Genomic DNA, 25,422 nt, shown 5'->3' with positions numbered 1-25,422 from the left:
GCCCGTGTGCGCTCGTCGCCCGGCCAGAATTCTGACAACGCCAGTGAGTCCTCAGTGCGGCGTTGCACCTAAACAAGAGGAGGAGTTTCGTATGACCACCCTGACCCGTGCGGACTGGGAACAACGTGCCCAGCAACTGAAGATCGAAGGCCGCGCCTTCATCAACGGCGAATACACCGACGCCGCATCCGGTGAAACATTCGACTGCCTGAGCCCGGTCGACGGACGCTTCCTGGCCAAGGTTGCCAGCTGCGATCTGGCCGACGCCAACCGCGCCGTGGAAAACGCCCGCGCCACCTTCAATTCCGGTGCCTGGTCGCAACTGGCCCCGGCCAAGCGCAAGGCCAAGCTGATTCGCTTCGCCGACCTGCTGCGCAAGAACGTCGAAGAGCTGGCGCTGCTGGAAACCCTGGACATGGGCAAGCCGATCGGCGACTCCTCCAGCATCGACATCCCAGGCGCGGCCAATGCCATTCACTGGACCGCCGAGGCCATCGACAAAGTCTACGACGAAGTCGCGCCAACACCGCACGACCAACTGGGCCTGGTGACCCGTGAGCCGGTTGGCGTGGTCGGTGCCATCGTACCGTGGAACTTCCCACTGCTGATGGCCTGCTGGAAGCTCGGCCCGGCACTGGCCACCGGTAACTCGGTGGTGCTCAAGCCGTCCGAGAAATCCCCGCTCACCGCCATTCGCATCGCCCAGCTGGCCATCGAAGCCGGCATTCCGGCAGGCGTGCTGAACGTGCTGCCAGGCTACGGCCACACCGTGGGCAAGGCCTTGGCCCTGCACATGGACGTCGACACCCTGGTGTTCACCGGCTCCACCAAGATCGCCAAGCAGCTGATGGTTTACGCGGGCGAGTCGAACATGAAGCGCATCTGGCTGGAAGCCGGCGGCAAGAGCCCGAACATCGTCTTTGCCGACGCACCGGACCTGCAAGCCGCTGCCGAAGCCGCTGCCAGCGCCATCGCCTTCAACCAGGGCGAGGTCTGCACCGCAGGCTCGCGCCTGCTGGTGGAACGTTCGATCAAGGACAAGTTCCTGCCGATGGTGGTCGAGGCCCTCAAGGGCTGGAAGCCTGGCAACCCGCTGGACCCACAAACCACCGTGGGTGCCCTGGTCGACACCCAGCAGATGAACACCGTGCTGTCGTACATCGACGCCGGCCACAAGGACGGCGCCAAACTGCTGGCCGGTGGCAAGCGTACCCTGGAAGAAACGGGCGGCACCTATGTTGAGCCGACCATCTTCGACGGCGTGACCAATGCCATGCGCATTGCCCAGGAAGAGATCTTTGGCCCGGTGCTGTCGGTGATCGCCTTCGACACCGCCGAAGAGGCCATCGCCATTGCCAACGACACCCCGTATGGCCTGGCCGCTGGCATCTGGACCTCGGACATCTCCAAGGCCCACAAGACTGCCCGCGCCGTGCGCGCTGGCAGCGTCTGGGTCAACCAGTACGACGGCGGCGACATGACCGCGCCGTTCGGTGGCTTCAAGCAGTCGGGCAACGGCCGTGACAAGTCGCTGCATGCGCTGGAGAAGTACACCGAGCTGAAGGCGACCTGGATCAAGCTGTAATCCGGTAGTCTTCTTCGCGGCGGTGCGGCGGTCCGACAAGCCCGCTCCCACAGGTACGCCGCTGCGCTCAAGGCCGGCGCTGTACCTGTGGGAGCGGGCTTGCCCGCGAATAGGCCTGAGAATTTCTGCCTGGGAGGCTGCAATGCGTTGGGGAACCTACTTTGCCGTGCTGGCGTCGGTGCTCAGTGTCGGGCTCGCGCTCGGCGTGAGCATGCCGCTGGTGTCCCTGCGCCTGGAGGCCTGGGGCTACGGCGGGTTTGCCATCGGGGTCATGGCGGCGATGCCGGCATTGGGCGTGCTGCTTGGCGCAAGCCTGGCCAGCCGCCTGGCCGGCTGGGTCGGCGTGCCCGCGGCGATGCGCCTGTGCCTGTGGGGGGGGGCGTTGTCGATTGGCCTGGTGGCACTGCTGCCCAGCTACCCCCTGTGGCTGGCCCTGCGGCTGCTGATCGGCATGTCGCTGACCGTGGTGTTCATCCTCGGTGAAAGCTGGATCAACCAGCTGGTGGTCGAGCAATGGCGTGGCCGCCTGGTGGCGCTGTATGGCAGCAGTTACGCCCTGAGCCAGCTGGCCGGGCCGTTGGTGCTGGGCTTCCTGGGTTCCGACGATGACTTCGGCTTTTGGGCCGCGACCGCGTTGCTGCTGCTGGCACCCCTGGTGTTGCTGGGCCGTGGCGGGGCGCCCAGTACCGAAGCGTGCAGCGTCACCTTTGGCGACCTGTTCGCCTTCTGCCGACGCCTGCCGGTGATTGCCTGGGCCGTTGCCCTGTTCGCCGCGTTCGAGGCGATGATTCTGACCCTGCTGCCGGTGTACTGCCTGCAACAGGGCTTTAGCACCGAGATTGCCCTGTTCATGGTCAGTACCGTGGTGGTGGGCGATGCGGTGCTGCAACTGCCGATTGGTGCGTTGGCCGACCATATGTCGCGCCAGTCGCTGTTCACCGGCTGCGCGGTGACCTTGATGGTGTCCAGCCTGGCGATCCCCCTGCTGCTGGATACGCCGGTGATCTGGCCGCTGTGGGTGTTGTTCGGGGCCAGTGCCGGGGGCTTGTTCACCTTGTCGCTGATTCTGATCGGCGAGCGCTATCGCGATGATGCACTGGTGCGGGCCAATGCCCATGTGGCGCAGCTTTGGGGTATTGGCTGCCTGCTCGGGCCGTTGCTGGCGGGGGCGGGGAGCCAGTGGGTCAGTGGGCACGCATTGCTGTGGCTGATGGCGGCGGGGGCGGCGGGGTTGGTGTTGCTGACCCGGCGGCCTGGGGCGTTTGAGGTTGCGTCTGCCTGATCGATTTTGGGGCCGCTTTGCGGCCCATCGCGACCTGTGGTCGCTCCTACAAGGGGCTCGCGTTCCGGTAGGAGCGACCGTAGGTCGCGATGGGCTGCTCAGCAGCCCCGGCAATCGCGATTACAACATCTTCTCCAACCCCACCGCCTTGCTGATCCAGGCATTGAACCGCCGCCAGATACCCCCAGGCTCGGCGGTCAGCATATGCCGCTGGCCATTGTCCTCGGTCGCCCACACCAGCTTGCCCCCCACCAGCTTCACCTGGTAACTCAACGCCGGTGCCATGCCCTGCAAGGCCAGGGCGCGGGTGTACTCGGCCAGCTCCGGGCTGTCCACCAGCACGCCAACCTCGGTGTTCCACAGCACCGAACGCGGGTCGAAGTTGAACGAGCCGATGAACGTCTTGTGCCGGTCGAACACCATCGCCTTGCTGTGCAGGCTCGAATCCGAGCTGCTGCCATGCAGCCCCAGGCGCGAAGGTGGCGGCGCGCCCGGTTGGCGGCGCAGCTCGAACAGCTGCACGCCATGCTCCAGCAAGGCCCGGCGATAGGGCGCGTAGCCGCCGTGTACGGCCGGCACGTCGGTGGCCTCCAGGGAATTGGTCAGCAGCTTCACCGAGGCACCGGCATCGGCGCGGCCGGTCAGGTACAGCAGCCCCGGCTCGCCCGGCACGAAGTAGGCTGAAACCAGAATCAGCTCGCGGTGCACGCTGGCCAGGTCCGGTGCCAGTTGCTGGCTCAGCAGCAGCTGTGGGTCTGGCTCGTCGTCGGCCAGCACCTTGCTTGGTGCATCCCACAACGCCTGGGCGTGGGCCCAGATCAACTCGTTGCGCCACACATCCAGGCGTGGCTGGGTCTGGTAGGCCATCAGCCGTTCATACAGCGCCTTGCGCTGCACCCGCGCCTGGGCCAGCGACACTTCCAGGCGCTGGCGGCTGGCGCGCAGGTCGTCGGCATCGGGCTTGCGCCAGAGGAAATCGCTGATCGGCCGGCTCAGGGCGGTGTTCCAGTACTGGTCGAAGCTGTGCCCCAGCTGCTCGGCCACCGGACCCACGCCCAGCAGGTCGATGTCGGTGAAGTTGAGGTTGGGCTCGGCGTCGAAGTATTCGTCGCCCAGGTTGCGCCCGCCAACGATGGCCATGCTGTTGTCCACCAGGAACAGCTTGTTGTGCATGCGCCGGTGCTGGCGCGACAGGTTGAACAGGCGGCCCACGGCACGGGTGGCGCCGGTGCTGCGGCCCAGGTTCAGCGGGTTGAACACGCGAATCTGGATGTTCGGGTGGGCGGCGAGGGTGCCCATCAGGGTGTCCAGGCCATCGCTGGTGGTGTCGTCGAGCAGGATGCGCACACGCACGCCACGGTCGGCGGCGCGCAGCAGCTCATGCACAAGCGCGCGGGTGCTGAGGCCGTCATGGACGATGTAGTACTGCAGGTCGATGCTCGCCTGGGCGTTGCGGATCAGCTCGGCGCGGGCGCGGAACGCCTCGTTGCTGTTGGGCAGCAGGCGAAAGCCCGAGCGCCCCGCGTAGGGCGCAGCCTGGCGCAGCACCGAACGGCCGAAGGCCGACTCGTTGGCAGGTAGCGCCTGGCTGGTCAGGCGGGGCGTGTCGACGCTGGCGCAGCCACTGAGGCCGAGCAGCAGCAACAGCAGCAGAGGCAAGGCTCGCTGGAGTCTCAAGGGTGGGTCGTCCTGTACGGCTAAGCGCTTGGGGGTTGGACTACAAAGGGCGGCGCAAAGTTACGCCGGCCCGTGGTCTTCATCCAGTAGACGAAGGGCGGTTTCACCCACCTTGCGCACCGCCGCTTCGATCTGCGGCGTGGGCCGCGCGGCGAAGTTCATGCGCAGGCAATGACGGAACTTGCCCGAGGCCGAAAAGATGCTGCCCACGGCAATCTGCACGCCCTGCTCCAGTAAAGCGCGGTTCAGCCGCAGCGTATCGAAATGTTCCGGCATTTCCACCCACAGCATGAACCCGCCCTGGGGCCGGCTGACCCGGGTGCCTGGCGGGAAGTAGCGGGTCACCCAGTCGCTCATCAGGTCACGGGCGCGCTGGTACTGGCTGCGCATGCGCCGCACATGGGGCTGGTAGTGGCCGCCGGCGATGAAGTCGGCGATCGCCAGCTGGGGCTGGCTGGCGGTGCTGCCGGTGCTGATGTACTTCATGTGCAGCACCCGCTCCAGGTAGCGCCCAGGGGCCACCCAGCCGATGCGCAGGCCGGGCGCGAGGGTTTTGGAGAACGAGCTGCAGAGCAGCACGCGGCCATCGTCGTCGAACGACTTCAGGGTGCGCGGGCGTGGGTAGGTGTAGGCCAGGTCGCCATACACATCGTCTTCGAGAATCGCCACGTCGTAGCGCTGGGCCAGGCTCAGCAGGGCCTTCTTGCGCGCCTCGGGCATGATGTAGCCCAGCGGGTTGTTGCAGCTGGGGGTGAGCTGGATGAGCTTGATCGGCCACTGCTCCAGGGCAAGCTCCAAGGCTTCGAGGCTGATACCGGTGACCGGGTCGGTGGGGATTTCCAGCGCCTTCATGCCCAGGCCCTTGAGGGTTTGCATGGCGCCGTGGAAGCTTGGGGAGTCCACCGCGACGATGTCGCCCGGCTGGCACACCGCGCGAATGCTGCACGACAACGCTTCATGGCAACCGGTGGTCACCACCAGGTCGGCCGGGCCCAGGAGGCAACCGGAGTCGAGCATCAGCCGGGCGATCTGTTCGCGCAGGGCCAGGTTGCCATGGATAGTGTCGTAGTACAGGCCTGGCATGTCCTGGCGGCGGCTGAGCTGGGCCAGGCTGCGCAGCAGGGGCTTGAGGCTGGGGCTGTCGATGTCGGGCATGCCCCGGCCGAGCTGGATCACGTCCTGGCGCGGTGTGCTGCGCACCAGCTCCAGCACCTGTTCCCATTGCGAGATGTCCACCGGGCGCTGGGCCGGGCGGCTGACGGCGGGCAGGGCGGGCAGTGGGCGATGGTCGCTGACGAAATAGCCGGACTTGGGCCGTGGCGAAACCATGCCGCTGTCTTCGAGCATGCGGTAGGCCTGCTGTACGGTGCTAAGGCTGACACCGTGCTCCTCGCTCAGGGCACGGACCGAGGGCAGGCGCTGGCCGGGGCGGTAGAGCCCCTGCTCGATGCGCGCACCCAGCAGTTCGGCGAGGCTCAGGTAGAGGGTCACGGCATACTCCTGGTTATTGTTGTAGGAAGCGACCAGTACAGATGCGCTGAAAATACAGCATTCAGCTGCAGAACGGCCAATTCTGTATGGGAATAATAAGCCTGTATTGGATCTGTATTGGCGATGGCGCGAACGCGCATGCTGTCCCCACGGTTACACACTGAATGGGAGAGAGCAGCGATGGGTGGCATGAGCGATGTACGCTTGCAACTGTTGGCCAAGGAACTGGACGCCGGGCAGCAGACCAAGGTTTTCAGCGCGCCGGCAGGGCTGGGCGTTGTGGGGCTGATGCTGCATCGCTGGCACACCCGCCGCGCGCTGCTGGAACTCGACGATGACCAACTGCGGGACATCGGCCTGAGCCGCCAGCAGGCAAGGGAAGAGGGCCGCAAACCCTTCTGGAAGGCCTGATAGTCTGCCACCCGCGCGGCCCCTGTAGGAGCGGGCTTGCCCCGCGAACACCGGCAAAGCCGGTGCCAGCCAGCGCGGTAGGGCACCGGCTTCGCCGGTGTTCGCGGGGCAAGCCCGCTCCTACAAGACCAGCTCTTTGAGCTGGTGCCAAAGCATCCCCAGCGCCAGGATGGGCGAGCGCAAGTGCTTGCCACCTGGGAAGGTGATATGCGGCACCTTGGCGAACAGGTCGAAGCGCCCGCTTTCCTGGCCACTGATCGCTTCACCCAGCAAGCGCGCGGCCAGGTGCGTGGCGTTCAGGCCATGCCCGGCATAGGCCTGGGCGTAATAGACATTCGGCTGGCTGGCCAGGCGGCCCACCTGGGGCAGGCGGTTGGCGCCGATGCCGATCATGCCGCCCCATTGGTAATCGATGCGCACATCCGCCAGCTGCGGGAATACCTTGAGCATCTTCGGCCGCATGTAGCCGGCAATGTCCTTCGGGTCGCGGCCAGAGTAATGGCAGGCGCCACCGAACAGCAGGCGGTGGTCGGCGGACAGGCGATAGTAGTCCAGCGCCACGCGCTGGTCGCACACCGCCATGTTCTGCGGCAGCAACTGGCGGGCGCGTGCTTCGCCCAATGGCTCGGTGGCGATGATGTAGCTGCCGGCCGGCAGCACCTTGCCGCCCAGCTCTGGGTTGAGGTCGTTGAGGTAGGCGTTGCAGCACAGCACCAGGTTCCTGGCACGTACCCGGCCCTGGGCGGTGTGCACCTGCACCTCGGCGCCGTAGTCGATGCGGGTGACCTCGGACTGCTCGAACAGCTGCACGCCCAGGCGGCTGGCCACGGCCGCTTCGCCCAGGGCCAGGTTAAGCGGGTGCAGGTGCCCCGAGCCCATGTCGACCAGCCCGCCGACATAGCGGTCGGAGCCGACCACGCTATGGATGTCGTCCTTGCCGACCAGGCGCAGTTCATGGCGGTAGCCCAGGCTGCGCAGCGCCTCGGCTTCCTCGGCGAAGCCTTCCAGCTCGCCGGGTTTGTTGGCCAGGTCGCTGTAGCCCCAGGTCAGGTCGCAGGCGATGGCATGCTTTTCGATGCGCTCGCGAACGATCTGTACGGCCTCCAGGCCCATCAGCTTGAGGCTACGCACCCCTTGTTCACCGATCACCGGCAGGAACTGCTCCAGGCCATGGCCAACGCCGCGAATCAGCTGGCCACCATTGCGCCCGCTGGCGCCCCAGCCGAGCTTGCGTGCTTCCAGCAGGATCACCGAGAAGCCCCGTTCGGCCAGTTCGATGGCGGTGTTCAGGCCTGAGTAGCCGCCGCCGACGATGCACACATCGGCGCGGTGCTCGCCCTGCAGGAAGGAATGGTCCGGGTGTGGCGCGCTGCTGGCGGCGTAGTAGGAGGCGGCGTGCTGCGCGCTGTGGATCATGAAGGGCGGCCCTTGAACGTGGAGGGAGGCGCGAGGATAAGCCGAGCCATCGAGGTGGGGCAACCAGCGAGGGCTGCGCCCTCGTTCGCGGGCAAGCCCGCTCCCACAGGTTGGCCAAAGGGTTCGAACCTGTGGGCGCGGGCTTGCCCGCGAATGGGCCTATAATCCAGCCAATTTCTCAGCCCTGTACCCGCCATGTCCTGCAACCGCCACAAGATCCACTTCCTGCGCGAACTCATCCCGTCCTTCGAGTGCGTACCCGGCTGCCACGACTGCTGCGGCCCGGTCACCACCTCGGCGGAAGAAATGGCCCGCCTGCCGCGCAAAACCCAGGCCGAGCAGGACGCAGCGCTGCAGCGCCTGGACTGCGTGCACCTGGGCCCCAACGGCTGCACGGTGTATGGAGAGCGCCCGATGATCTGCCGCCTGTTCGGCACCACCCCGCGCATGGCCTGCCCACGCGGGCGTGGCCCCGACCCGATGATCGAGCCCGAGGCCGAGCAACTGGTCCACCAGTTCATCGCCAGCACCCGCCAGGTGCTGGTCTAGCCTCAGTCCGGAATCGGCAGGCAAAGGCTTTCCTTCACCTCTTCCATCACGATGTAGCTCTTCGACTCGCGCACGTGCGGCAGCTTCAGCAGGATATCGCCCAGCAGCTTGCGGTACGAGGCCATCTCGGAAATGCGCGCCTTCACCAGGTAGTCGAAGTCGCCCGACACCAGGTGGCATTCCAGCACATGGGGCAGCTTGAGCACCGCGCGGCGGAACTCCTCGAAGGTGTCGCCCGACTTGTAGTCCAGGCTGATTTCCACGAACACCAGCAGGCTGCCCTTCAGGTGCTGCGGGTTGAGCCGGGCGTTGTAGCCCATGATGATGCCCTCGCGCTCCAGGCGGCGCACGCGCTCGGTGCAAGGGGTGGTGGAAAGCCCAACTTTCTCGCCCAGTTCGGTGAAGGAAATACGCCCGTCATTCTGCAGAATCCGCAGGATGTTGCGGTCGATCTTGTCCAGTTCACGCTTGCTCTGGTGCTGGGTTCTCATAGGGGATGCCCCTCCGTGAAAGGCGATTTTGCCGAGAATTCTCGCCAATATTAGGCTTTTATATAGTGAATTGCACTGGGCTTAGCTTCTTATACTGCGCGCATCCATGCCATATCAACAAAATCAGCGGTGCGCCGCGTGCGAGGGATCAACGATGCGAGTATTGGTACTTGGTAGCGGGGTAATCGGTACCGCCAGTGCCTATTACCTGGCCCGGCAAGGCTTCGAAGTGACTGTGGTCGACCGCCAACCGGCCGTGGCCCTGGAAACCAGCTTTGCCAATGCCGGCCAGATCTCGCCCGGCTATGCCTCGCCCTGGGCTGCCCCGGGTGTGCCGCTCAAAGCCATCAAGTGGTTGCTGGAGCGCCACGCGCCCCTGGCCATCAAGCTCACTGGCGATGTCGACCAGTACCTGTGGATGGCGCAGATGCTGCGCAACTGCACCGCCAGCCGCTACGCGGTGAACAAGGAGCGCATGGTGCGCCTGTCCGAGTACAGCCGCGACTGCCTCGACGAGCTGCGCGCCGAAACCGGCATCGCCTATGAAAACCGCAGCCTGGGCACCACCCAGCTGTTCCGCACCCAGGCCCAGGTGGACGCCGCGGCCAAGGACATCGCCGTGCTCGAACAGTCCGGCGTGCCTTACGAGCTGCTCGACCGCGACGGCATCGCCCGGGTCGAACCGGCGCTGGCCGGTGTGAAAGGCATCCTTGCCGGCGCCCTGCGCCTGCCCAACGACCAGACCGGCGACTGCCAGCTGTTCACCACCAAGCTGGCCGACATGGCGGTGAAGCTGGGTGTTGAGTTCCGCTTCGGCCAGGACATCCAGCGCCTGGACTTCGCCGGTGACCGCATCAACGGTGTATGGATCGACGGCAAGCTGGAAACCGCCGACCGCTACGTGCTGGCGCTGGGCAGTTATTCGCCGCAGCTGCTCAAGCCGCTGGGCATCAAGGCGCCGGTGTACCCGCTCAAGGGCTACTCGCTGACCGTGCCGATCACCAACGCCGACATGGCCCCGACCTCGACCATTCTCGATGAAACCTACAAGGTCGCGATCACCCGTTTCGACAACCGCATCCGGGTGGGCGGCATGGCGGAAATCGCCGGTTTCGACCTTTCGTTGAACCCGCGTCGACGTGAAACGCTGGAGATGATCGTCAACGACCTTTATCCTCGCGGCGGCGACCTGAGCCAAGCCAGTTTCTGGACCGGCCTGCGCCCGGCGACCCCGGACGGCACGCCGATCGTGGGCGCCACCGCGTTCCGCAACCTGTTCCTCAATACCGGCCACGGCACGCTGGGTTGGACCATGGCTTGCGGCTCCGGGCGCCTGCTGGCCGACCTGATTGCGCGCAAGAAGCCGCAGATCAGCGCCGAAGGCCTGGACATCTCGCGCTACGGCAATAGCCCGAAAGTGGCCGAGCACGGTCGGACCGAGCCTGCCCACCAGCAGTGAGGTTGCTTGTGCCGGCCTTTTCGCGGGGCAAGCCCGCGCCTACAGGGACCGTGTGGCTCCTTGTAGGCGCGGGCTTGCCCCGCGAAGAACCCAACACCGTTTTCAACCCGAACACCATAAGGCAGCCGCCATGCGTCCCGCCCGCGCCCTGATCGACTTGCAAGCCCTTCGCCACAACTACCGCCTGGCCCGTGAACTGTCCGCTGCCAAGGCCCTCGCCGTGGTCAAGGCCGACGCCTACGGCCACGGCGCCGTGCGCTGTGCCCTGGCCCTGGAACCCGAAGCCGATGGCTTTGCCGTGGCCTGCATCGAGGAGGCGCTGGAACTGCGCGCCGCCGGCATCAAGGCCCCGGTGCTGCTGCTGGAAGGCTTCTTCGAGGCCAGCGAGCTGGCGCTGATCGCCGAGCACGACCTGTGGTGCGTGGTGCACTCGCTGTGGCAGCTCGAAGCGATCGAGCAAACCCGGGTACACAAGCCATTGACCGTCTGGCTCAAGCTCGACAGCGGCATGCACCGCGTCGGCCTGCACCCCAAGGACTACCACGAGGCTTACCAGCGCCTGCTGGCTACCGGCAGGGTGTCGCGCATCGTGCTGATGAGCCACTTCGCCCGCGCTGACGAGCCGGACGCCGAGACTACCGAGCAGCAGATCGCTGTGTTCAACGCCGCCCGTGAAGGCCTGGTGGCCGAGTGCAGCCTGCGCAACTCGCCCGGCGTGCTGGCCTGGCCGCAAGCACCAAGCGACTGGGTGCGCCCCGGCATCATGCTGTACGGCGCCACGCCTTTCGAGGCCGAACAGCCCCAGGCTGCGCGCCTGCAGCCGGTGATGACCCTGCAATCGCGCGTCATCAGCGTGCGTGAACTGCCCGCGGGCGAGCCGGTGGGCTACGGCGCCAAATTCATCAGCCCACGCCCGACCCGGGTCGGCGTGGTCGCCATGGGCTATGCCGACGGCTACCCGCGCCATGCGCCCACCGGCACACCGGTGATGGTCGCCGGCAAGCGCAGCCAATTGATCGGCCGGGTATCGATGGACATGCTCTGCATCGACCTCACCGATGTGCCCGAAGCCACTGTCGGCAGCCCGGTGGAGCTGTGGGGCAAGCAGGTGCTGGCCAGCGACGTGGCCCAGCAGGCCGGCACCATTCCTTACCAGATCTTCTGCAACCTGAGGCGCGTGCCGCTGGACTATTACGGCGAATAAGGCGCCGAAGCGGTCAGCGTGAGGGCGGTGTGTTGTAAATACTGAACGGCATTGCCATGATATCGTTCACATTCACCCCGCCATCACACCGTTTCAGGAGGCGCAAGCTTTGGACGTCGGCGAACGACTGCAAGCTATCCGCAAGCTCAAGGGCCTGTCCCAGCGGGAACTCGCCAAGCGCGCTGGGGTGACCAACAGCACCATCTCGATGATCGAGAAGAACAGCGTCAGCCCCTCGATCAGCTCGCTGCGCAAGGTGCTCAGCGGCATTCCCATGTCCATGGTCGAATTCTTCTCGGTCGAACTCGAACCCGAGAGCCCCACGCAGATCGTCTACAAGGCCCACGAGCTGATCGACATCTCCGACGGTGCGGTGACCATGAAGCTGGTGGGCAAGTCGCACCCCAACCGCGCCATTGCCTTCCTCACCGAGGTGTACCCGCCGGGCGCCGACACCGGTGCTGAAATGCTCACCCACGATGGCGAAGAAACCGGCATCCTGCTCGAAGGGCGCCTGGAGTTGGTGGTGGGCAACGAGTTGTTCATCCTCGAAGCGGGCGACAGCTACTACTTCGAAAGCACCCGCCCGCACCGTTTCCGCAACCCGTTCGATGCGCCTGCGCGCCTGATCAGTGCGGCCACCCCCTCGAATTTTTGATCCAGCGCAGTGCATTGATTCGCTAATACCCCTTTCCGGAGTAGGGTCGTTTCACGCGCTCAGGGTTCCCGCTATACTTTTCAACGCTCGCAGAACCGTGGCCGCGGGCGTGATTAGCCACCATGAGGGTGTTCGCGTGAACCAAATCAAGAAGATGCTGGCCGTACCAGCAGCCGTACTCGCCCTATGGGCAATGAGCGCAAGCGCAGCGACCAATGATGAACTCGCCAAGCGCCTTGAACCCGTGGGCCAGGTGTGCGTGCAGGGCCAGGAATGCAAGGGCATGGAAGTGGCCGCCGCAGCCGGCGGTGGTGGTGCGAAAACACCCGACGACGTGATCGCCAAGCACTGCAACGCCTGCCATGGCACCGGCTTGCTGGGCGCGCCGAAGATTGGCGATACCGCGGCCTGGAAGAAACGTGCCGATGAACAAGGTGGCGTGGACGGGATTCTGGCCAAGGCCATTACCGGTGTGAACGCCATGCCGCCCAAGGGCACCTGCGCCGATTGCTCGGATGATGACCTCAAAGGGGCCATCAAGAAGATGTCTGGGCTGTAAATTACAGATCAATCACATGAAGCCCGCCTTATTTGGCGGGCTTTGTTTTTATGTGGCTGAATCGGCCCCGGTCATCTATCGACCTAGGCCAATGCTTGCCCCAGTAGCCCAAGGGCCCATCAAAAGGTCCCACCTATGCGTTTGGGTGGGGTGGCGAGGCCCGTCATTTTTACCAGTTTCATTTTTCTTCCTGCTCAGGAACACTCAAACCGCTGCTTAGATGAGTAGGAGGTAGGCTATGAAACCGGCAGAAGGCGGCGACCATTGCCCAGCGCATACTGCAATCAATCGGGCACAGGCGCAACGTCCGGTCCCGGGTAGGGCACTGGACTGTTTTGGCTATTCAGCCTACGGCTATGACACAACAAGGCAAACCCTGCTCGGTTTCAATGGCAGCCGACCGGATAGGGTGACGAGATGTTATTTATTAGGTAATGGCCGTCGAGCATTCAGCCCTTCACTGATGCGTTTCACCAGTGCCGACCGCATGAGCCCGTTTGCAGCCGGGGGGTTAAACTCATATGCCTACTGTCTGGGCGACCCGGTTAACCGGCGGGACCCCAGCGGCAGCGTTCCGGTGTTTGAGTCTATGAGGAAATCGTTCAGGCGCCATTTTACAGCGCGCCCTGTTGCATCTGCGTCTTCGCCGAGAGTACGAAAGCTGCCGGATCGCATTTATTCGGAGCGAAATTACTATAAACATGAATATAAAGGCGTTGAAGATGTCATGAATGTCGTTGGTTCATCCGATAAAGTTCCGCGTGGTTATCAATTAGTTGGGCTTCATGGAACAAGATCGGAAGAAAGCGTTAGAAGTTTGGAAGCCGGGTTGAATGTCGAATTCTCCGGCGCTGGACTGATGGGGCGCGGGCTCTACTTTACACAATCCGTTGAGCTGGCCAAGCATTTTGCAGGCCCTGACGGGACTGTGGTAGGGGTATATACAAAAGGCCTCTCTCGATTGGTTGAAGGTAGCGACTATTCATTTTTTCGCAAAGATGTAATGGTCGTTTACCCCAAGGCCTATGACAAATTTATAGTGCGCCGAGACATCATTCTGCCAATGCGTTTCAGTGCCGAATACATAAGGCAACCCTCTAACGAACTCTATGCGGGCAGGGAGTGGTTCTAGGTTTTTCACGGTGCTTTGAAGCCACCGTTTAGATATTCGTGAGCGTATGGCGCGGCGTGTAGGCGCGGGCTTGCCAAGCGAAAGGGCCGGCCCAGGCAACCAACCCGCTTGAGCTCTGTCCAATCCCTGACCCCAAGGATGACTCAGGAGGCCCCATGCACCTCTGCTCCATCGACCACGCCGTCGAGCAGGTTCTCGCCCGCCTGCCAGCCCACATCCACATGGGCCTGCCCCTGGGCCTGGGCAAACCCAACGCCTTCGTCAACGCACTGTATGCCCGCGTGCGTGAGTTGCCCGAGCGCCGGCTGACCCTCTACACCGCCCTGTCCCTGGGCCGCCCATCCCTGGGCGACGGCCTGCAACGGCGCTTTCTCGAACCCTTCGTCGAGCGCATTTTCGCCGACTACGAAGAACTCACCTACCTCGCCGACCTGCGCCACGACCGCCTGCCGCCGAACATTCGCGTCGAGCAGTTCTTCATGCAGCCCGGCAGCCTGCTGAGCAGCGAAACCGCCCAGCAGGACTACATCAGCAGCAACTACAGCCACGCCGCCCGCGACATCAACGCCAAGGGCCTGAACCTGATCGCCCAGCTGGTGGCCGCCACCCCGGAAAAGCCGGTGCACCTGAGCCTGGCCTGCAACCCCGACATCACCCTCGACCTGCAGCCGATGATCGCCAAGCGCCGTGCGGCGGGTGAAACCATCCTCATGCTCGGCCAGGTGCACGCCGAACTGCCCTACATGCCCGGCGATGCCGAGCTGCCGATCGATGCCTTCGACCTGCTGATCGACCAGGCCGAGCAGCGCCGGCTGTTCTCCACGCCGAACATGCCGGTAACCACCCAGGACCACTGCATCGGCCTGCATGCCAGCTCACTGGTTCGCGATGGCGGCACCTTGCAGATCGGCATCGGTGCCATGGGCGATGCGCTGGCGGCGGCGTTGCTTGCGCGCCAGGGTGACAACCCGGGCTACCGCGCCTTGCTCGACGAATTGGATGTCGGCCCCTGGCAGGCGCTGATCGAGCGCGAGGGTGGCCTGGGTGCATTCGCCCAGGGCCTGTATGGCTGCAGCGAGATGTTCGTCAACGGCCTGCTGGCGCTGGCCGATGCCGGCGTGGTGAGGCGCCCGGCGGACGAGCAGGGGGTGCTGGTACACGGCGGTTTCTTCCTCGGCCCACGGGCGTTCTACCAGCGCTTGCGGGAAATGCCGCTGGAGCAGCGCGCCCGGTTCGCCATGACCCGCATCAGCTACATCAACGAGCTGTACGGCGAGGAAGACCTCAAGCGCCGTCAGCGCCGCGATGCGCGCTTCGTCAACACCGTGTTCGGCATGACCCTGCTCGGGGCCGGGGTGGCCGACCAGCTGGAAGATGGGCGGGTGCTCAGTGGCGTGGGTGGGCAGTACAACTTCGTCGCCCAGGGCCATGCACTGGAAGGCGGGCGTTCGATTCTGCTGCTGCGCAGCTGGCGCGAGGCGGGCGGGGAGGTGACCTCGAACCTGTTCTGGAACTATGGCCATTGCACGATTCCACGGCACCTGCGCGATATCGTGGTGACCGAGTACGGCATCGCTGACTTGCGTGGGCAAACCGACAGCGAGGTGATCGCACGCTTGCTGGCGGTGAGCGATTCGCGGTTCCAGGCTGAGTTGATGGCGCAGGCCAAGCGCGCAGGCAAGCTGGCCAAGGATTTCGAGCTGGATCCGCGTTTTTCAGGCAACACCCCGCAACGGTTGGAAGCGGTCAGGGCACGGCATGCGAGGCTGTTCCCGGAGTATCCGATGGGCACCGATTTCACGGTTGAGGAGCGGGACTTGCTGCGGGCGCTGAACTGGCTGAAGAGCAAGTTCAAGCTGAGCGAGGTGCTGGAACTGGGCAAGGCCGCGCTGGAGGCGCCGGGGCCACAGGGGTATGAGGCGCACCTGGTGCGCATGCAGCTCGACAAGCCGCAGGGGTTGAAACAGGAGCTTTACCAGCGGTTGTTGCTGGCGGGGTTGGCGGCTACCTGAAGAAGGCCGGGGCTGCTTTGCAGCCCATCGCGACCTGCGGTCGCTCCTACAGGGGGCGATCCGTCTGTAGGAGCGACCGCAGGTCGCGATGGGCCGCAAAGCGGCCCCAAGGGCAATCACTCGATGAAGCTGACCACACCACCTTCCAGCGACTTCACCCGGGCCAGCGATTCAACGCGGTAGCCCTGGCTGTCCAGCTCGGCGCGGCCGCCCTGGAACGACTTCTCGATCACGATGCCCAGGCCCGCCACGGTGGCGCCGGCCTGCTTGATGATCGAGATCAGCGCCTGCGACGCCTTGCCGTTGGCCAGGAAATCGTCGATCACCAGCACGCGGTCGCTGCTGTTGAGATGGCGCGGCGAGATCGCCACGGTGTTCTCGGTTTGCTTGGTGAAGGAGTACACCGAGGCCGTCAGCAGGTTCTCGGTCAGGGTCAGCGACTGGTGCTTGCGTGCGAAGATCACCGGTACACCCAGCTTCAGGCCGGTCATCACCGCCGGGGCGATGCCGGAGGCTTCGATGGTGACGATCTTGGTCACGCCGGCATCGGCGAACAGGCGGGCGAACTCGTCACCGATCAGCTGCATCAGCGCCGGGTCGATCTGGTGGTTGAGAAACGCGTCGACTTTGAGAACCTGGTCGGAAAGCACGATGCCTTCTTCGCGAATCTTCTGATGCAGTGCTTCCACTGTGGTATTCCTCGATGTAACAAAGGTGGCCGCTGAAAGCGGCAGATTTAAAGGATAAGGGTTGATCAGCGTTTGAGCATTGCCCGGATGTCGGCCAGGGCGTTGTTGCCACGTGCGGCCTTCACCTCGACCGGCGCATCGTCCAGGCCTTCCCAGGCCAGGTCGTCGGGCGGCAGTTCGTCGAGGAAACGGCTGGGCGTGCAGTCGATGATTTCACCGTACTGCTTGCGCTTGGCTGCGAAGGTGAAGGCCAGGGTCTGGCGGGCGCGGGTGATGCCCACGTAGGCCAGGCGGCGCTCTTCTTCGATGGTGTCGGCCTCGATGCTGGAACGGTGGGGGAGGATTTCCTCCTCCATGCCCATGATGAACACGTAAGGGAATTCCAGGCCCTTGGAGGCATGCAGGGTCATCATCTGCACGCCCTCGGCGTTCTCTTCCTCTTCCTGCTGGCGTTCGAGCATGTCGCGTAGCACCAGCTTGCCGATGGCGTCCTCGATGGTCATGTCGCCCTCTTCGTCCTTTTCGAGGGTGTTCTTCAGCGCCTCGACCAGGAACCAGACGTTGCTGATACGGAACTCGGCAGCCTTGTCGCTGGCGGTTTGCTGGCGAATCCAGTTCTCGTAGTCGATGTCGCGGATCATCTCGTGCAGCGCGGCAATCGGGTCTTCCAGGGCGACCTTGTGGCGTACCCCGTCCAGCCAGTGCTTGAAGCGCTGCAGGCGCTCGGTGTAGCGGGCGTCCAGGTGCTCGCCCAGGCCCAGCTCCTCGCTGGCGGCATACATCGAGATCTTGCGCTCGGTGGCGTAGTTGCCCAGCTTTTCCAGGGTGGTGGAACCGATTTCCCGGCGCGGCACGTTGATCACCCGCAGGTAGGCGTTGTCGTCGTCCGGGTTCACCAGCAGGCGCAGGTAGGCCATCAGGTCCTTGACCTCCTGGCGGCCGAAGAAGCTGTTGCCACCGGACAGGCGATACGGCACCTGGTGGTGCTGCAGCTTCAGTTCGATCAGCTTGGCCTGGTAGTTGCCACGGTAGAGGATGGCGAAGTCGCTGTACGGGCGGTTGGTGCGCAGGTGCAGGGTGAGGATTTCCATGGCCACCCGTTCGGCCTCGGCTTCCTCGTTCTTGCAGCGGATCACGCGGATTTCGTCACCCACGCCCATCTCGCTCCACAGCTCTTTCTCGAAGGCATGCGGGTTGTTGGCGATCAGCACGTTGGCGCAGCGCAGGATGCGGCTGGTGGAGCGGTAGTTCTGTTCGAGCATGACGATCTTCAGGGAGGGGTAGTCCTCCTTGAGCAGCATCAGGTTCTCTGGGCGCGCGCCCCGCCAGGCGTAGATCGACTGGTCGTCGTCGCCTACCACGGTGAACTGGTTGCGCATGCCGATCAGCATCTTCACCAGCAGGTACTGGCTGGCGTTGGTGTCCTGGTATTCGTCCACCAACAGGTAGCGCACGCGGTTCTGCCAGCGTTCGAGCACGTCGGGGTGTTCCTGGAACAGCTTGACCGGCAGCAGGATCAGGTCGTCGAAGTCCACCGCGTTGAACGCCTTGAGCGTGCGCTGGTAGTGGGTGTAGACGATGGCGGCGGTCTGCTCGCGTGGGTTGCGGGCGTTTTCCAGGGCTTCGGCGGGCAGGATCAGGTCGTTCTTCCAGGCACCGATCATGTTCTTGATCTCGTCGATGCCGTCGTCGCCGGAATATTCCTTCTGCATGATGTCCGACAGCAACGCCTTGATGTCGGACTCGTCGAAGATCGAGAAGCCCGGCTTGTAGCCCAGGCGCTCATGCTCCTTGCGGATGATGTTCAGGCCCAGGTTGTGGAAGGTACACACCGTCAGGCCGCGGCCTTCCCCCGGGCGCAGCAGGGTGGCGACCCGTTCCTTCATCTCGCGGGCAGCCTTGTTGGTGAAGGTCATCGCCACGATGTACTGGGCACGGATGCCGCAGTTCTGGATGAGGTGGGCAATCTTGCGCGTAATCACGCTGGTCTTGCCCGAACCTGCACCGGCGAGCACCAATAGAGGGCCGCCGACGTAGTCACGGGCTTCCTGTTGCCGGGGATTGAGTCGGGACATGCTAGAAACCGGGGGTCGCCAGAAAATAGCCGCGCATTCTAACAGGCATGGGGCGTTTGTGGCGTGACCGTCTGACGTTTGAGTCAGACTTTCTCTTGCGGCCCATAGCATGAATCAAACTAATGGTATTCACCGAAAAAAACCTAATTGCTGCTTTAGCGCGTTTCCCTCAGGATGCACGTCAAATTGCGACGGGAGGCGCTGCAGGCAAAGGATATGTCTAAAAGTGAAAATCATTTTCATTTATGCAGTAGCATATCGTGCGCCCAACGTATTACGCCCAAGCCTTAAGGAGCCCGCTTGTCCACGCCTGCCGAACCTCTGCGTTTGCTGCTGTTGGCCGATGAGCCGGAGTGGGCCGCCTTGTTGCGCGAGCGCCTCAAGCCCCTGGGCGACGCCGCGGTATTGCTGACCGCGCCGAACTGGGCGGCGGTCGACAGCCTGTTCAGCCACGACCGCCAGGCCGTGGTGCTGGCCACGCCAGCGTTGCAACCGGCTGCGGGGCGCTGCGAACTGCCGACCATCCTGTTGCTGGACCACGAACCTGCGGCCACCCCCACGGGCGTCAGCGACTGGCTGGTACGCGGCCAGCTCACCAGTGATGCCCTGCGCCGTTCGCTGCGCCATGTGCGTGAGCGCGGGGTGCTGGTGGCGACTTTGCAGCGCCTGGCCGAGCAGGACCCGCTCACTGGCATCGCCAACCGCCAGGGCTTCCAGGCCCTGCTCACCGCACGCCTGGCGGAAAACGACGGTCGCGGCCTGGCCCTGGGCCATCTCGACCTCGACAACTTCCGCCACGTCAACGACGCCCTTGGCCACCAAGGCGGCGACCGGCTGATTCTGCAGGTGGTGTCGCGGCTCAAGAAAGAGCTCGAAGCCAGCGACCAGCTGGCGCGCCTGGGTAGCGATGAGTTCGCCCTGCTGATCGACACCCGCCGCGACCCCAACCGCGCCGAGTGGATCGCCGAGCGTATCGTCGAGGCCCTGGCCGAGCCCTACTGGATCGACGGCGAAAGCCTGCTGCTGGGCTGCAGCCTGGGCATCGCCCATGCCCGTACCCAGGGCGGCGCCGACCCGTTGATGTGGCACGCGCACATTGCCATGCGCCAGGCCAAGGGCGTGCAGGGGTGCACGTTCCATGTGTTCAACGAGCGTATCAACCGCAACGCGCGCAGCCTGGCCGACCTGGAAAGCGAGCTGCGCCGCGCCCTGCGCCGCGATGAGCTGGAGCTGCATTACCAGCCGCGGCTGAACCTGGCCGATGGCCGCATCGTCGGCCTGGAAGCGCTGGTGCGCTGGCGCCACGCCGAGCGCGGGCTGCTGCCGCCCAGCGAGTTCGTGCCGCTGGCAGAGCAGAGCGGGTTGATCGTGCCGCTGGGCTACTGGGTGATCTCCCGCGCCCTGCGCGACATGCAGGCCCTGCGCGAGCGCGGGCTGGCGCCGCTGCACATGGCGGTGAACCTGAGCTTCCGCCAATTCCAGGACAGCCAGCTGCTGGCAACCCTGAGCCGCCTGATCATCGAGCATGGGGTGGACGCCCGTTGGCTGGAGTTCGAGCTCACCGAAACCGCAGTGATGCGCCGTAACGAGCTGGTGCGCCAGACCATGGACGCCCTGGGCCGGCTGGGGGTGCGTTTCTCGCTGGACGACTTCGGCACCGGCTTCTCATCGTTCGTGCACCTGAACAGCCTGCCGATTACCTTGCTCAAGGTCGACCGCAGCTTCGTCGCTGAAATGGAGATGCGCGAGGAGAACCGCAAGCTGGTGCATGCGATGATCAACCTGGCGCACAACCTCAACCTGGAAGTCGTAGCCGAAGGGGTTGAAACCCCCGAGCAGATGGCCTTGCTGCGCGAGTTCGGCTGTGACCAGGTGCAAGGGTTCCTGGTCAGCAAGCCGCTGCCGGTGGGGGAGTTGATCGAATACCTGGTACAGGCCTCAGGCCTGGAGCTGGCGGCAGCCTTCTAGGGCCCTTTCGCGGGGCCCGCCTGCTCTTGGTAGGAGCGGGCTTGCCCCGCGAAAGGGCCCTCATGTCAGGCCGAAACCGCCACCCCAACCCCGGCCTTCACCATCAACCGCTTCATCCGCCACTCGAACCCCAAGGTCAACGCCACCGCTGCACAGGCCAGCCCCAACGCCAGCCCCCACCAGATCCCCACCGCGCCACCACCAAGGTTGAAGGCGAACAGCCAGGCGCTCGGCGCCCCCACCAGCCAATAGCAGCACAGCCCGATCAGGAAGGTGGTCTTGGCGTCCTTCAGCCCACGGATCGAGCCCATGGCGATGGTCTGCATGCCGTCGAACAGCTCGAACCAGGCCGCCACCATCAGCAGTTGCACGGCCAGTTGATAGATCGCCGCAAAGCCTGGGTCACTACGGTTGATGAAAACACCCACCAATGCCTCGGGCAGCAGCCAGAACAATGCCGCGAAGCCGAACATGATCATCGCCCCGAAGCCGATCCCCACGCGCCCGGCGCTGCGCGCCGCAAGCAGGTTGCCGCCGCCGTAGTACAGCCCCACGCGCATGGTTACCGCATAGGAAAGCCCGGTCGGCACCATGAACGCGGTGGACACGATCTGCAGGGCGATCTGGTGCGCCGCAAGCTCGGTGCTGCCCAGCACACCCATGCACAGCGCGGCAAAGGCGAACAGCCCCACTTCCACCATGTAGGTGCCGCCAATCGGCAGCCCCAGCCGCCACAACTCGCGCAGCGCCGCCAGCGACGGGCGCGACAGGCCCTTGCGCAGTGGGTAGTCGGCATAGGCCGGGTGCCAGCGAATGTACAGCGCCAGGGCGATGGCCATGCCCATCGACACCACCGCCGTCACCAGGCCAATGCCCATCAGGCCCAGCTTGGGCAGGCCGAACATGCCCTCGATCAGGGCCACGTTGAGCAGGTAGTTGAGCACCGTGCCCACCAGGCTGATGACCATGACCGGGGTGGAGCGGCCCAGGGCGCTGGTAAAACCACGCAGGGCCATGAAGGTCAGGTAGCCGGGCAGGGCCAGTGGAAGCAGGGTCAGGAACTCGCTGGCCGCGTCGACGTTGGCTGGCTGCTGGCCGAACAGCAACAGCACCGGCTTGAGGTTCCACAGTGCCAATGCCGCCAGCAGCGCCAGGCCCCAGGCCAGCCACAAGCCGTTCTGCGCCAGGCGCGTGGCGCCTTCGATGTCTTTGGCGCCCTTGCGAATCGCCACCAGGGTGCCGACTGCGGCGATCACGCCCAGGCAGAAGATCGACACGAACGAATAGCTCGCCGCCCCCAAGCCACCGCCGGCCAGGGCCTGGGGGCTGATGCGGGCCATCATCAGGGTGTCGGTCAGCACCATCAGCATGTGCGCCAACTGCGAGGCGATCAGCGGCCCGGCCAGGCGCAGCAAAGCCTTGAGTTCAGTGGTGGGCGCAACGTGCATGGGTGAAATCCTTCTTCCTGGGCCTGTGGGCGAGGGACGATTCTGAGGCTTCGGTCAGCTTTGCACAAAAGGATAAAAGCGATGCATGGCATGAGTTAAAGTCATGCGCGTATGATTTCTCCCATGTTCGTCGCGCCCAAACATGGCAGGTGCCTCATGTCTCGTCAGATGCCCCCGTTGTATGCGCTGCGCGCATTCGAAGCCGCGGCCCGGCTGAGTTCGTTTACCCGTGCCGGGGTAGAGCTGTCGATTACCCAGAGTGCCGTCAGCCGGCATATTCGCACCTTGGAAGAGCACTTCGCCTGCCGCTTGTTCGTGCGCAGCGGTCGCAACCTGCAATTGACCGAGGCAGCGCGGGTGCTGTTGCCCGGCGTGCGTGAAGGCTTCGCCGCGCTGGAGCGGGCCTGCGATACCTTGCGTGGGGAAGATGACATTTTGCGCATGAAAGCCCCCTCGACCCTGACCATGCGCTGGCTACTGGCACGCTTGAGCCATTTCCGGCACCTGCAGCCGGGCAACGAGGTGCAACTGACCAGCGCCTGGATGGATGTCGACCATGTCGACTTCAACCAGGAACCGTTCGATTGCGCGGTGTTGCTCAGCGATGGGGTATTTCCCGCCGACTGGGAAGTGCGCCGGCTGTTTTCCGAGCTGCTGATTCCCGTGGGCGCGCCCGATCTGCTGGAGCAGGGGCCTTGGGACGAGCGCAGGCTGGCCGGTATCGAGTTGCTGCACCCCACGCCAGACAAGCGTGACTGGCGCGAATGGCTGGAGCGCATGGGCCTGAGCGACAAGGTATCGCTCAAGGGAGGGCAGGTGTTCGACACCCTGGAGCTGGGCATGATCGCGGCGGCGCGAGGGTACGGCATCTCGATGGGCGACTTGCTGATGGTGGCCGAGGATGTGGCCCAGCGGCGTTTGAGCCTGCCGTGGCCAACGGCGGTGCCCAGCGGGATGGACTACTACCTGGTGTGGCCTCGGACCCGGCCCGGTGGCGAGCGGTTACGGCGCTTGAGCGTGTTCTTGCAGGAAGAGGCGGCGGCGGTGGCGTTGCCAGCTGTGGATATCCTGCCGGCCTTTTGATTGCCTGTGCCGGCCCTTTCGCGGGGCAAGCCCGCTCCTACATCCACCTTCCTTGTGGAGCGGGCTTGCCCCGCGAAAGCGCCGGCACAGGCAAAAGAAAACGTTTGCCAATACCCCAACCCGACACTCAAGTATTCAAAACCGACGCCGATCTACTGGTACCAGCGTCCCGGAAGAGGACGCGCTTTCCCGTCGATTATCAGCAGGCGGTCAGCGTGATCAGGATCGATCCCAGCCTCTTGCCAGGAGCCTTTTCATGTCTCAACCGCGTGCCCGAATCGCCTCCCAGCTCGGTGTCGCCCTCGCCATCGTGCTGGCCTTGGTGATTTCCGGCAGTACCCTGTTCGCCCTGCGCGCGCTGGACGACGCCAACCTCGCCACCCGCCAGGCGCACCTGGCCAGCGAAGCTCGGCTGCTGGCCGACCAGCTCGACACCTTCCACGGCTCGCTCAAGGAAAACACCCAACGCCTCAGCGGCCTGTTCGAGCGCCGCTTTGCCGCAGGCCTGGCGCTGCGCCCGGGTGAGACGGTAGAGGTTGCAGGCCAGGCTACGCCTGCGCTGTACCAGGGCGATCAGCTGCTCAACAACGACTTCCAGGTGGTCGACGAATTCCAGCAGATGACCGCCGGCATCGCGACCCTGTTCGTGCGCAGCGGCGATGACTTCGTACGCATCAGCACCAACCTGAAGAAGCAAGACGGCAGCCGCGCCATCGGTACCCTGCTCGACCGCAAGCACCCGGCCTACACCAAGCTGTTGGCCGGGCAGATGTACGTTGGCCGCGCGGTGCTGTTCGAGCGCAACTACATGACCCGCTACGTGCCGGTCAGCGACAGCAGCGGCCGGGTGATCGCCGTGCTGTTCGTCGGCTTCGACTACACCGATGCGCAGAATGCCCAGTTCGCCAACCTCAAGCGCTTTCGCATCGGCGAAACCGGTTCCCTGGCCATTCGCGACGAGCAGGGCCAGTGGCTGGTGCCCCCGGCCAATGCCGACCAGGACCTGTTCAGCGCCAGCGCACCCTTCGCCGAAGGCCCCTGGACCGTGGTCGCCAGCATGCCCAAAGCGGAAATCCGCGAGGTGACCTGGAGCGTTGGCCTGCGCCTGGCCATTGGTAGCCTGCTGGCGATGCTGCTGGCCGTGGCCGCCACCCTGTGGCTGCTGCGCCGCAGGCTGCGCCCGCTGGACGACCTGGTTCGCCAGGCCGAAGCCCTCGGCGCAGGCGATCTCAGTGCACGCCTGAACGTCACCAGCCATGACGAGATCGGCCAGTTGGCGCGCAGTTTCAACCGCATGGGCGATGCCTTGTCGACCATGGTCGAGCACATCCGTAGCGCCTCCGAACAGGTCAGCAGCCGTGCCCGGTCGCTCTCGGGGTTGTCCACCGGGGCGTGCGAGGGCATGGACCAGCAGTCAGGGGAGATCACCAGCATGGCCGGCGCCGTGGAAGAGTTCAGCGCCACGTCCATGAACATCGCCGACAACATGGCCGGCACCGAGCGCATGGCCCGCGACAACGCCCAGCAAACCCGCATCGGCCGCAGCGCCATGGACGAGGCGTCCAGCTCGCTGAAACAGATTGCCGAAGCCCTCGGTGGCACCGCCACGGTGATGGACAGCCTGGGCGCGCGCTCGCAGGAGATCGGCGGCATCATCAGCGTGATCACGTCGATTGCCGAGCAAACCAACCTGCTGGCGCTCAACGCAGCCATTGAGGCCGCCCGTGCTGGTGAGCAGGGCCGCGGCTTTGCCGTGGTGGCCGACGAAGTGCGTGGGTTGGCGGCCCGTACCCGCCAGGCCACCGATGAAATTTCCGGGATGATTACCAGCATCCAGCAGCAGACCGGGCATGCCATCACCACCCTGGAGCAGGGTAACCAATTGATGCAGCAGGGGCTGGAGCGTAACGACAAGGTGGCTCAGGCGCTGGCGCGGATCGATGAACAAAGCCGCACGGCGGGTGAGCAGTTTGCCGTGATCAGCACGGCGACCCAGGAGCAGAGCAGCACTGCGACGGTGCTCAGCCGCAACCTGCAGAGCATTGCCCAGGCCAACAGCGAGCAGCGGGATGTGGCCAATGAACTGGCCTTTACCGCTCGTGAGCTGGAAGGGTTGGCGGCGCAGTTGCGCGAGGAAGTGGGGCGCTTCCGCTGACACCGTACGGGGCCGCGTTGCGGCCCATTCGCGACCTGCGGTCGCTCCTACCGGGGCGTGCAATCCCTGGTAGGAGCG

General features: G+C 64.6%; 20 protein-coding genes. 13 read left to right on the top strand and 7 right to left on the bottom strand.

All coding sequences use genetic code 11. The features are described from left to right. The first annotated feature begins 91 nt into the window (after positions 1 to 91). Both F3J45_RS18975 and F3J45_RS18970 read left to right on the top strand, forming a co-directional pair. Positions 92 to 1,585, top strand: coding sequence for an aldehyde dehydrogenase (locus F3J45_RS18975; protein ID WP_167066131.1), 1,494 nt, complete (start codon positions 92 to 94; stop codon positions 1,583 to 1,585). A 142-nt stretch (positions 1,586 to 1,727) separates the two neighbouring features. Next, positions 1,728 to 2,867 carry an MFS transporter gene (locus tag F3J45_RS18970; RefSeq protein WP_167066128.1) on the top strand — a complete coding sequence of 380 codons (1,140 nt, stop codon included), beginning with the start codon at positions 1,728 to 1,730 and terminating at the stop codon, positions 2,865 to 2,867. 120 nt (positions 2,868 to 2,987) lie between these two features. Here F3J45_RS18970 and F3J45_RS18965 read toward each other — a convergent pair whose 3' ends face one another. After that, positions 2,988 to 4,544, bottom strand: a complete 1,557-nt coding sequence (locus F3J45_RS18965) for a phospholipase D family protein (protein WP_167066126.1) — start codon at positions 4,542 to 4,544, stop codon at positions 2,988 to 2,990. A 60-nt stretch (positions 4,545 to 4,604) separates the two neighbouring features. Beyond that, positions 4,605 to 6,035, bottom strand: coding sequence for a PLP-dependent aminotransferase family protein (locus F3J45_RS18960; protein ID WP_167066123.1), 1,431 nt, complete (start codon positions 6,033 to 6,035; stop codon positions 4,605 to 4,607). Between the two features lie 189 nt (positions 6,036 to 6,224). Between F3J45_RS18960 and F3J45_RS18955 the strand changes: the two genes are divergently transcribed. After that, on the top strand, positions 6,225 to 6,446 hold the full coding sequence (locus F3J45_RS18955; protein ID WP_205300591.1) for a DUF1127 domain-containing protein: 222 nt from the start codon (positions 6,225 to 6,227) through the stop codon (positions 6,444 to 6,446). 120 nt (positions 6,447 to 6,566) lie between these two features. Here F3J45_RS18955 and F3J45_RS18950 read toward each other — a convergent pair whose 3' ends face one another. Beyond that, a complete protein-coding gene (locus F3J45_RS18950) occupies positions 6,567 to 7,862 on the bottom strand; it encodes an FAD-binding oxidoreductase (protein WP_167066117.1) in 1,296 nt (431 codons plus the stop codon). Positions 7,863 to 8,057: 195 nt separating this feature from the next. Between F3J45_RS18950 and F3J45_RS18945 the strand changes: the two genes are divergently transcribed. Then, complete coding sequence (locus tag F3J45_RS18945) at positions 8,058 to 8,411, top strand: YkgJ family cysteine cluster protein (RefSeq protein WP_167066114.1); 354 nt, start codon at positions 8,058 to 8,060, stop codon at positions 8,409 to 8,411. Positions 8,412 to 8,413: 2 nt separating this feature from the next. On the opposite strand, the gene dadR is transcribed toward F3J45_RS18945, so the two are convergent. After that, complete coding sequence (dadR, locus tag F3J45_RS18940; protein WP_003258963.1) at positions 8,414 to 8,902, bottom strand: transcriptional regulator DadR; 489 nt, start codon at positions 8,900 to 8,902, stop codon at positions 8,414 to 8,416. 154 nt (positions 8,903 to 9,056) lie between these two features. Between dadR and dadA the strand changes: the two genes are divergently transcribed. The 6 genes from dadA to F3J45_RS18910 all read left to right on the top strand — a co-directional run bounded on the left by dadA (position 9,057) and on the right by F3J45_RS18910 (position 15,926). Beyond that, positions 9,057 to 10,361: a D-amino acid dehydrogenase gene (gene dadA, locus F3J45_RS18935; RefSeq protein WP_167066111.1), complete on the top strand. Its 1,305-nt coding sequence runs from the start codon at positions 9,057 to 9,059 to the stop codon at positions 10,359 to 10,361. 130 nt (positions 10,362 to 10,491) lie between these two features. Beyond that, positions 10,492 to 11,565, top strand: a complete 1,074-nt coding sequence (gene alr / locus F3J45_RS18930; protein ID WP_167066109.1) for an alanine racemase — start codon at positions 10,492 to 10,494, stop codon at positions 11,563 to 11,565. A 109-nt stretch (positions 11,566 to 11,674) separates the two neighbouring features. Then, positions 11,675 to 12,223 carry a cupin domain-containing protein gene (locus F3J45_RS18925; RefSeq protein WP_167066106.1) on the top strand — a complete coding sequence of 183 codons (549 nt, stop codon included), beginning with the start codon at positions 11,675 to 11,677 and terminating at the stop codon, positions 12,221 to 12,223. A gap of 136 nt (positions 12,224 to 12,359) precedes the next feature. Next, entirely contained in the window at positions 12,360 to 12,782 is a 423-nt protein-coding gene (locus tag F3J45_RS18920; RefSeq protein ID WP_205299772.1) for a c-type cytochrome, read from the top strand. A gap of 238 nt (positions 12,783 to 13,020) precedes the next feature. Continuing rightward, positions 13,021 to 13,914: an RHS repeat-associated core domain-containing protein gene (locus F3J45_RS18915; RefSeq protein WP_167066103.1), complete on the top strand. Its 894-nt coding sequence runs from the start codon at positions 13,021 to 13,023 to the stop codon at positions 13,912 to 13,914. 155 nt (positions 13,915 to 14,069) lie between these two features. Beyond that, complete coding sequence (locus F3J45_RS18910; RefSeq protein WP_167066100.1) at positions 14,070 to 15,926, top strand: acetyl-CoA hydrolase/transferase family protein; 1,857 nt, start codon at positions 14,070 to 14,072, stop codon at positions 15,924 to 15,926. A gap of 116 nt (positions 15,927 to 16,042) precedes the next feature. On the opposite strand, the gene F3J45_RS18905 is transcribed toward F3J45_RS18910, so the two are convergent. Both F3J45_RS18905 and rep read right to left on the bottom strand, forming a co-directional pair. Continuing rightward, a complete protein-coding gene (locus tag F3J45_RS18905) occupies positions 16,043 to 16,615 on the bottom strand; it encodes a xanthine phosphoribosyltransferase (protein ID WP_003253535.1) in 573 nt (190 codons plus the stop codon). Positions 16,616 to 16,680: 65 nt separating this feature from the next. After that, positions 16,681 to 18,690 carry a DNA helicase Rep gene (gene rep, locus F3J45_RS18900; RefSeq protein ID WP_167066097.1) on the bottom strand — a complete coding sequence of 670 codons (2,010 nt, stop codon included), beginning with the start codon at positions 18,688 to 18,690 and terminating at the stop codon, positions 16,681 to 16,683. Between the two features lie 300 nt (positions 18,691 to 18,990). Here rep and F3J45_RS18895 point away from each other — a divergent pair, with 300 nt between their 5' ends. Then, on the top strand, positions 18,991 to 20,658 hold the full coding sequence (locus F3J45_RS18895) for a bifunctional diguanylate cyclase/phosphodiesterase (protein ID WP_167066095.1): 1,668 nt from the start codon (positions 18,991 to 18,993) through the stop codon (positions 20,656 to 20,658). Between the two features lie 65 nt (positions 20,659 to 20,723). On the opposite strand, the gene F3J45_RS18890 is transcribed toward F3J45_RS18895, so the two are convergent. Beyond that, complete coding sequence (locus tag F3J45_RS18890; protein ID WP_167066092.1) at positions 20,724 to 22,106, bottom strand: NorM family multidrug efflux MATE transporter; 1,383 nt, start codon at positions 22,104 to 22,106, stop codon at positions 20,724 to 20,726. Between the two features lie 156 nt (positions 22,107 to 22,262). Here F3J45_RS18890 and F3J45_RS18885 point away from each other — a divergent pair, with 156 nt between their 5' ends. Beyond that, positions 22,263 to 23,189, top strand: a complete 927-nt coding sequence (locus tag F3J45_RS18885; protein WP_167066089.1) for a LysR substrate-binding domain-containing protein — start codon at positions 22,263 to 22,265, stop codon at positions 23,187 to 23,189. Between the two features lie 256 nt (positions 23,190 to 23,445). Next, positions 23,446 to 25,344 carry a methyl-accepting chemotaxis protein gene (locus tag F3J45_RS18880; RefSeq protein ID WP_167066086.1) on the top strand — a complete coding sequence of 633 codons (1,899 nt, stop codon included), beginning with the start codon at positions 23,446 to 23,448 and terminating at the stop codon, positions 25,342 to 25,344. The last annotated feature ends 78 nt before the right edge of the window (positions 25,345 to 25,422 follow it).

Source organism: Pantoea sp. Ap-967 (assembly GCF_011752565.1).
Taxonomy (GTDB): Bacteria; Pseudomonadota; Gammaproteobacteria; order Pseudomonadales; family Pseudomonadaceae; genus Aquipseudomonas.
This window is presented reverse-complemented; position numbering and strand designations above follow the sequence as displayed.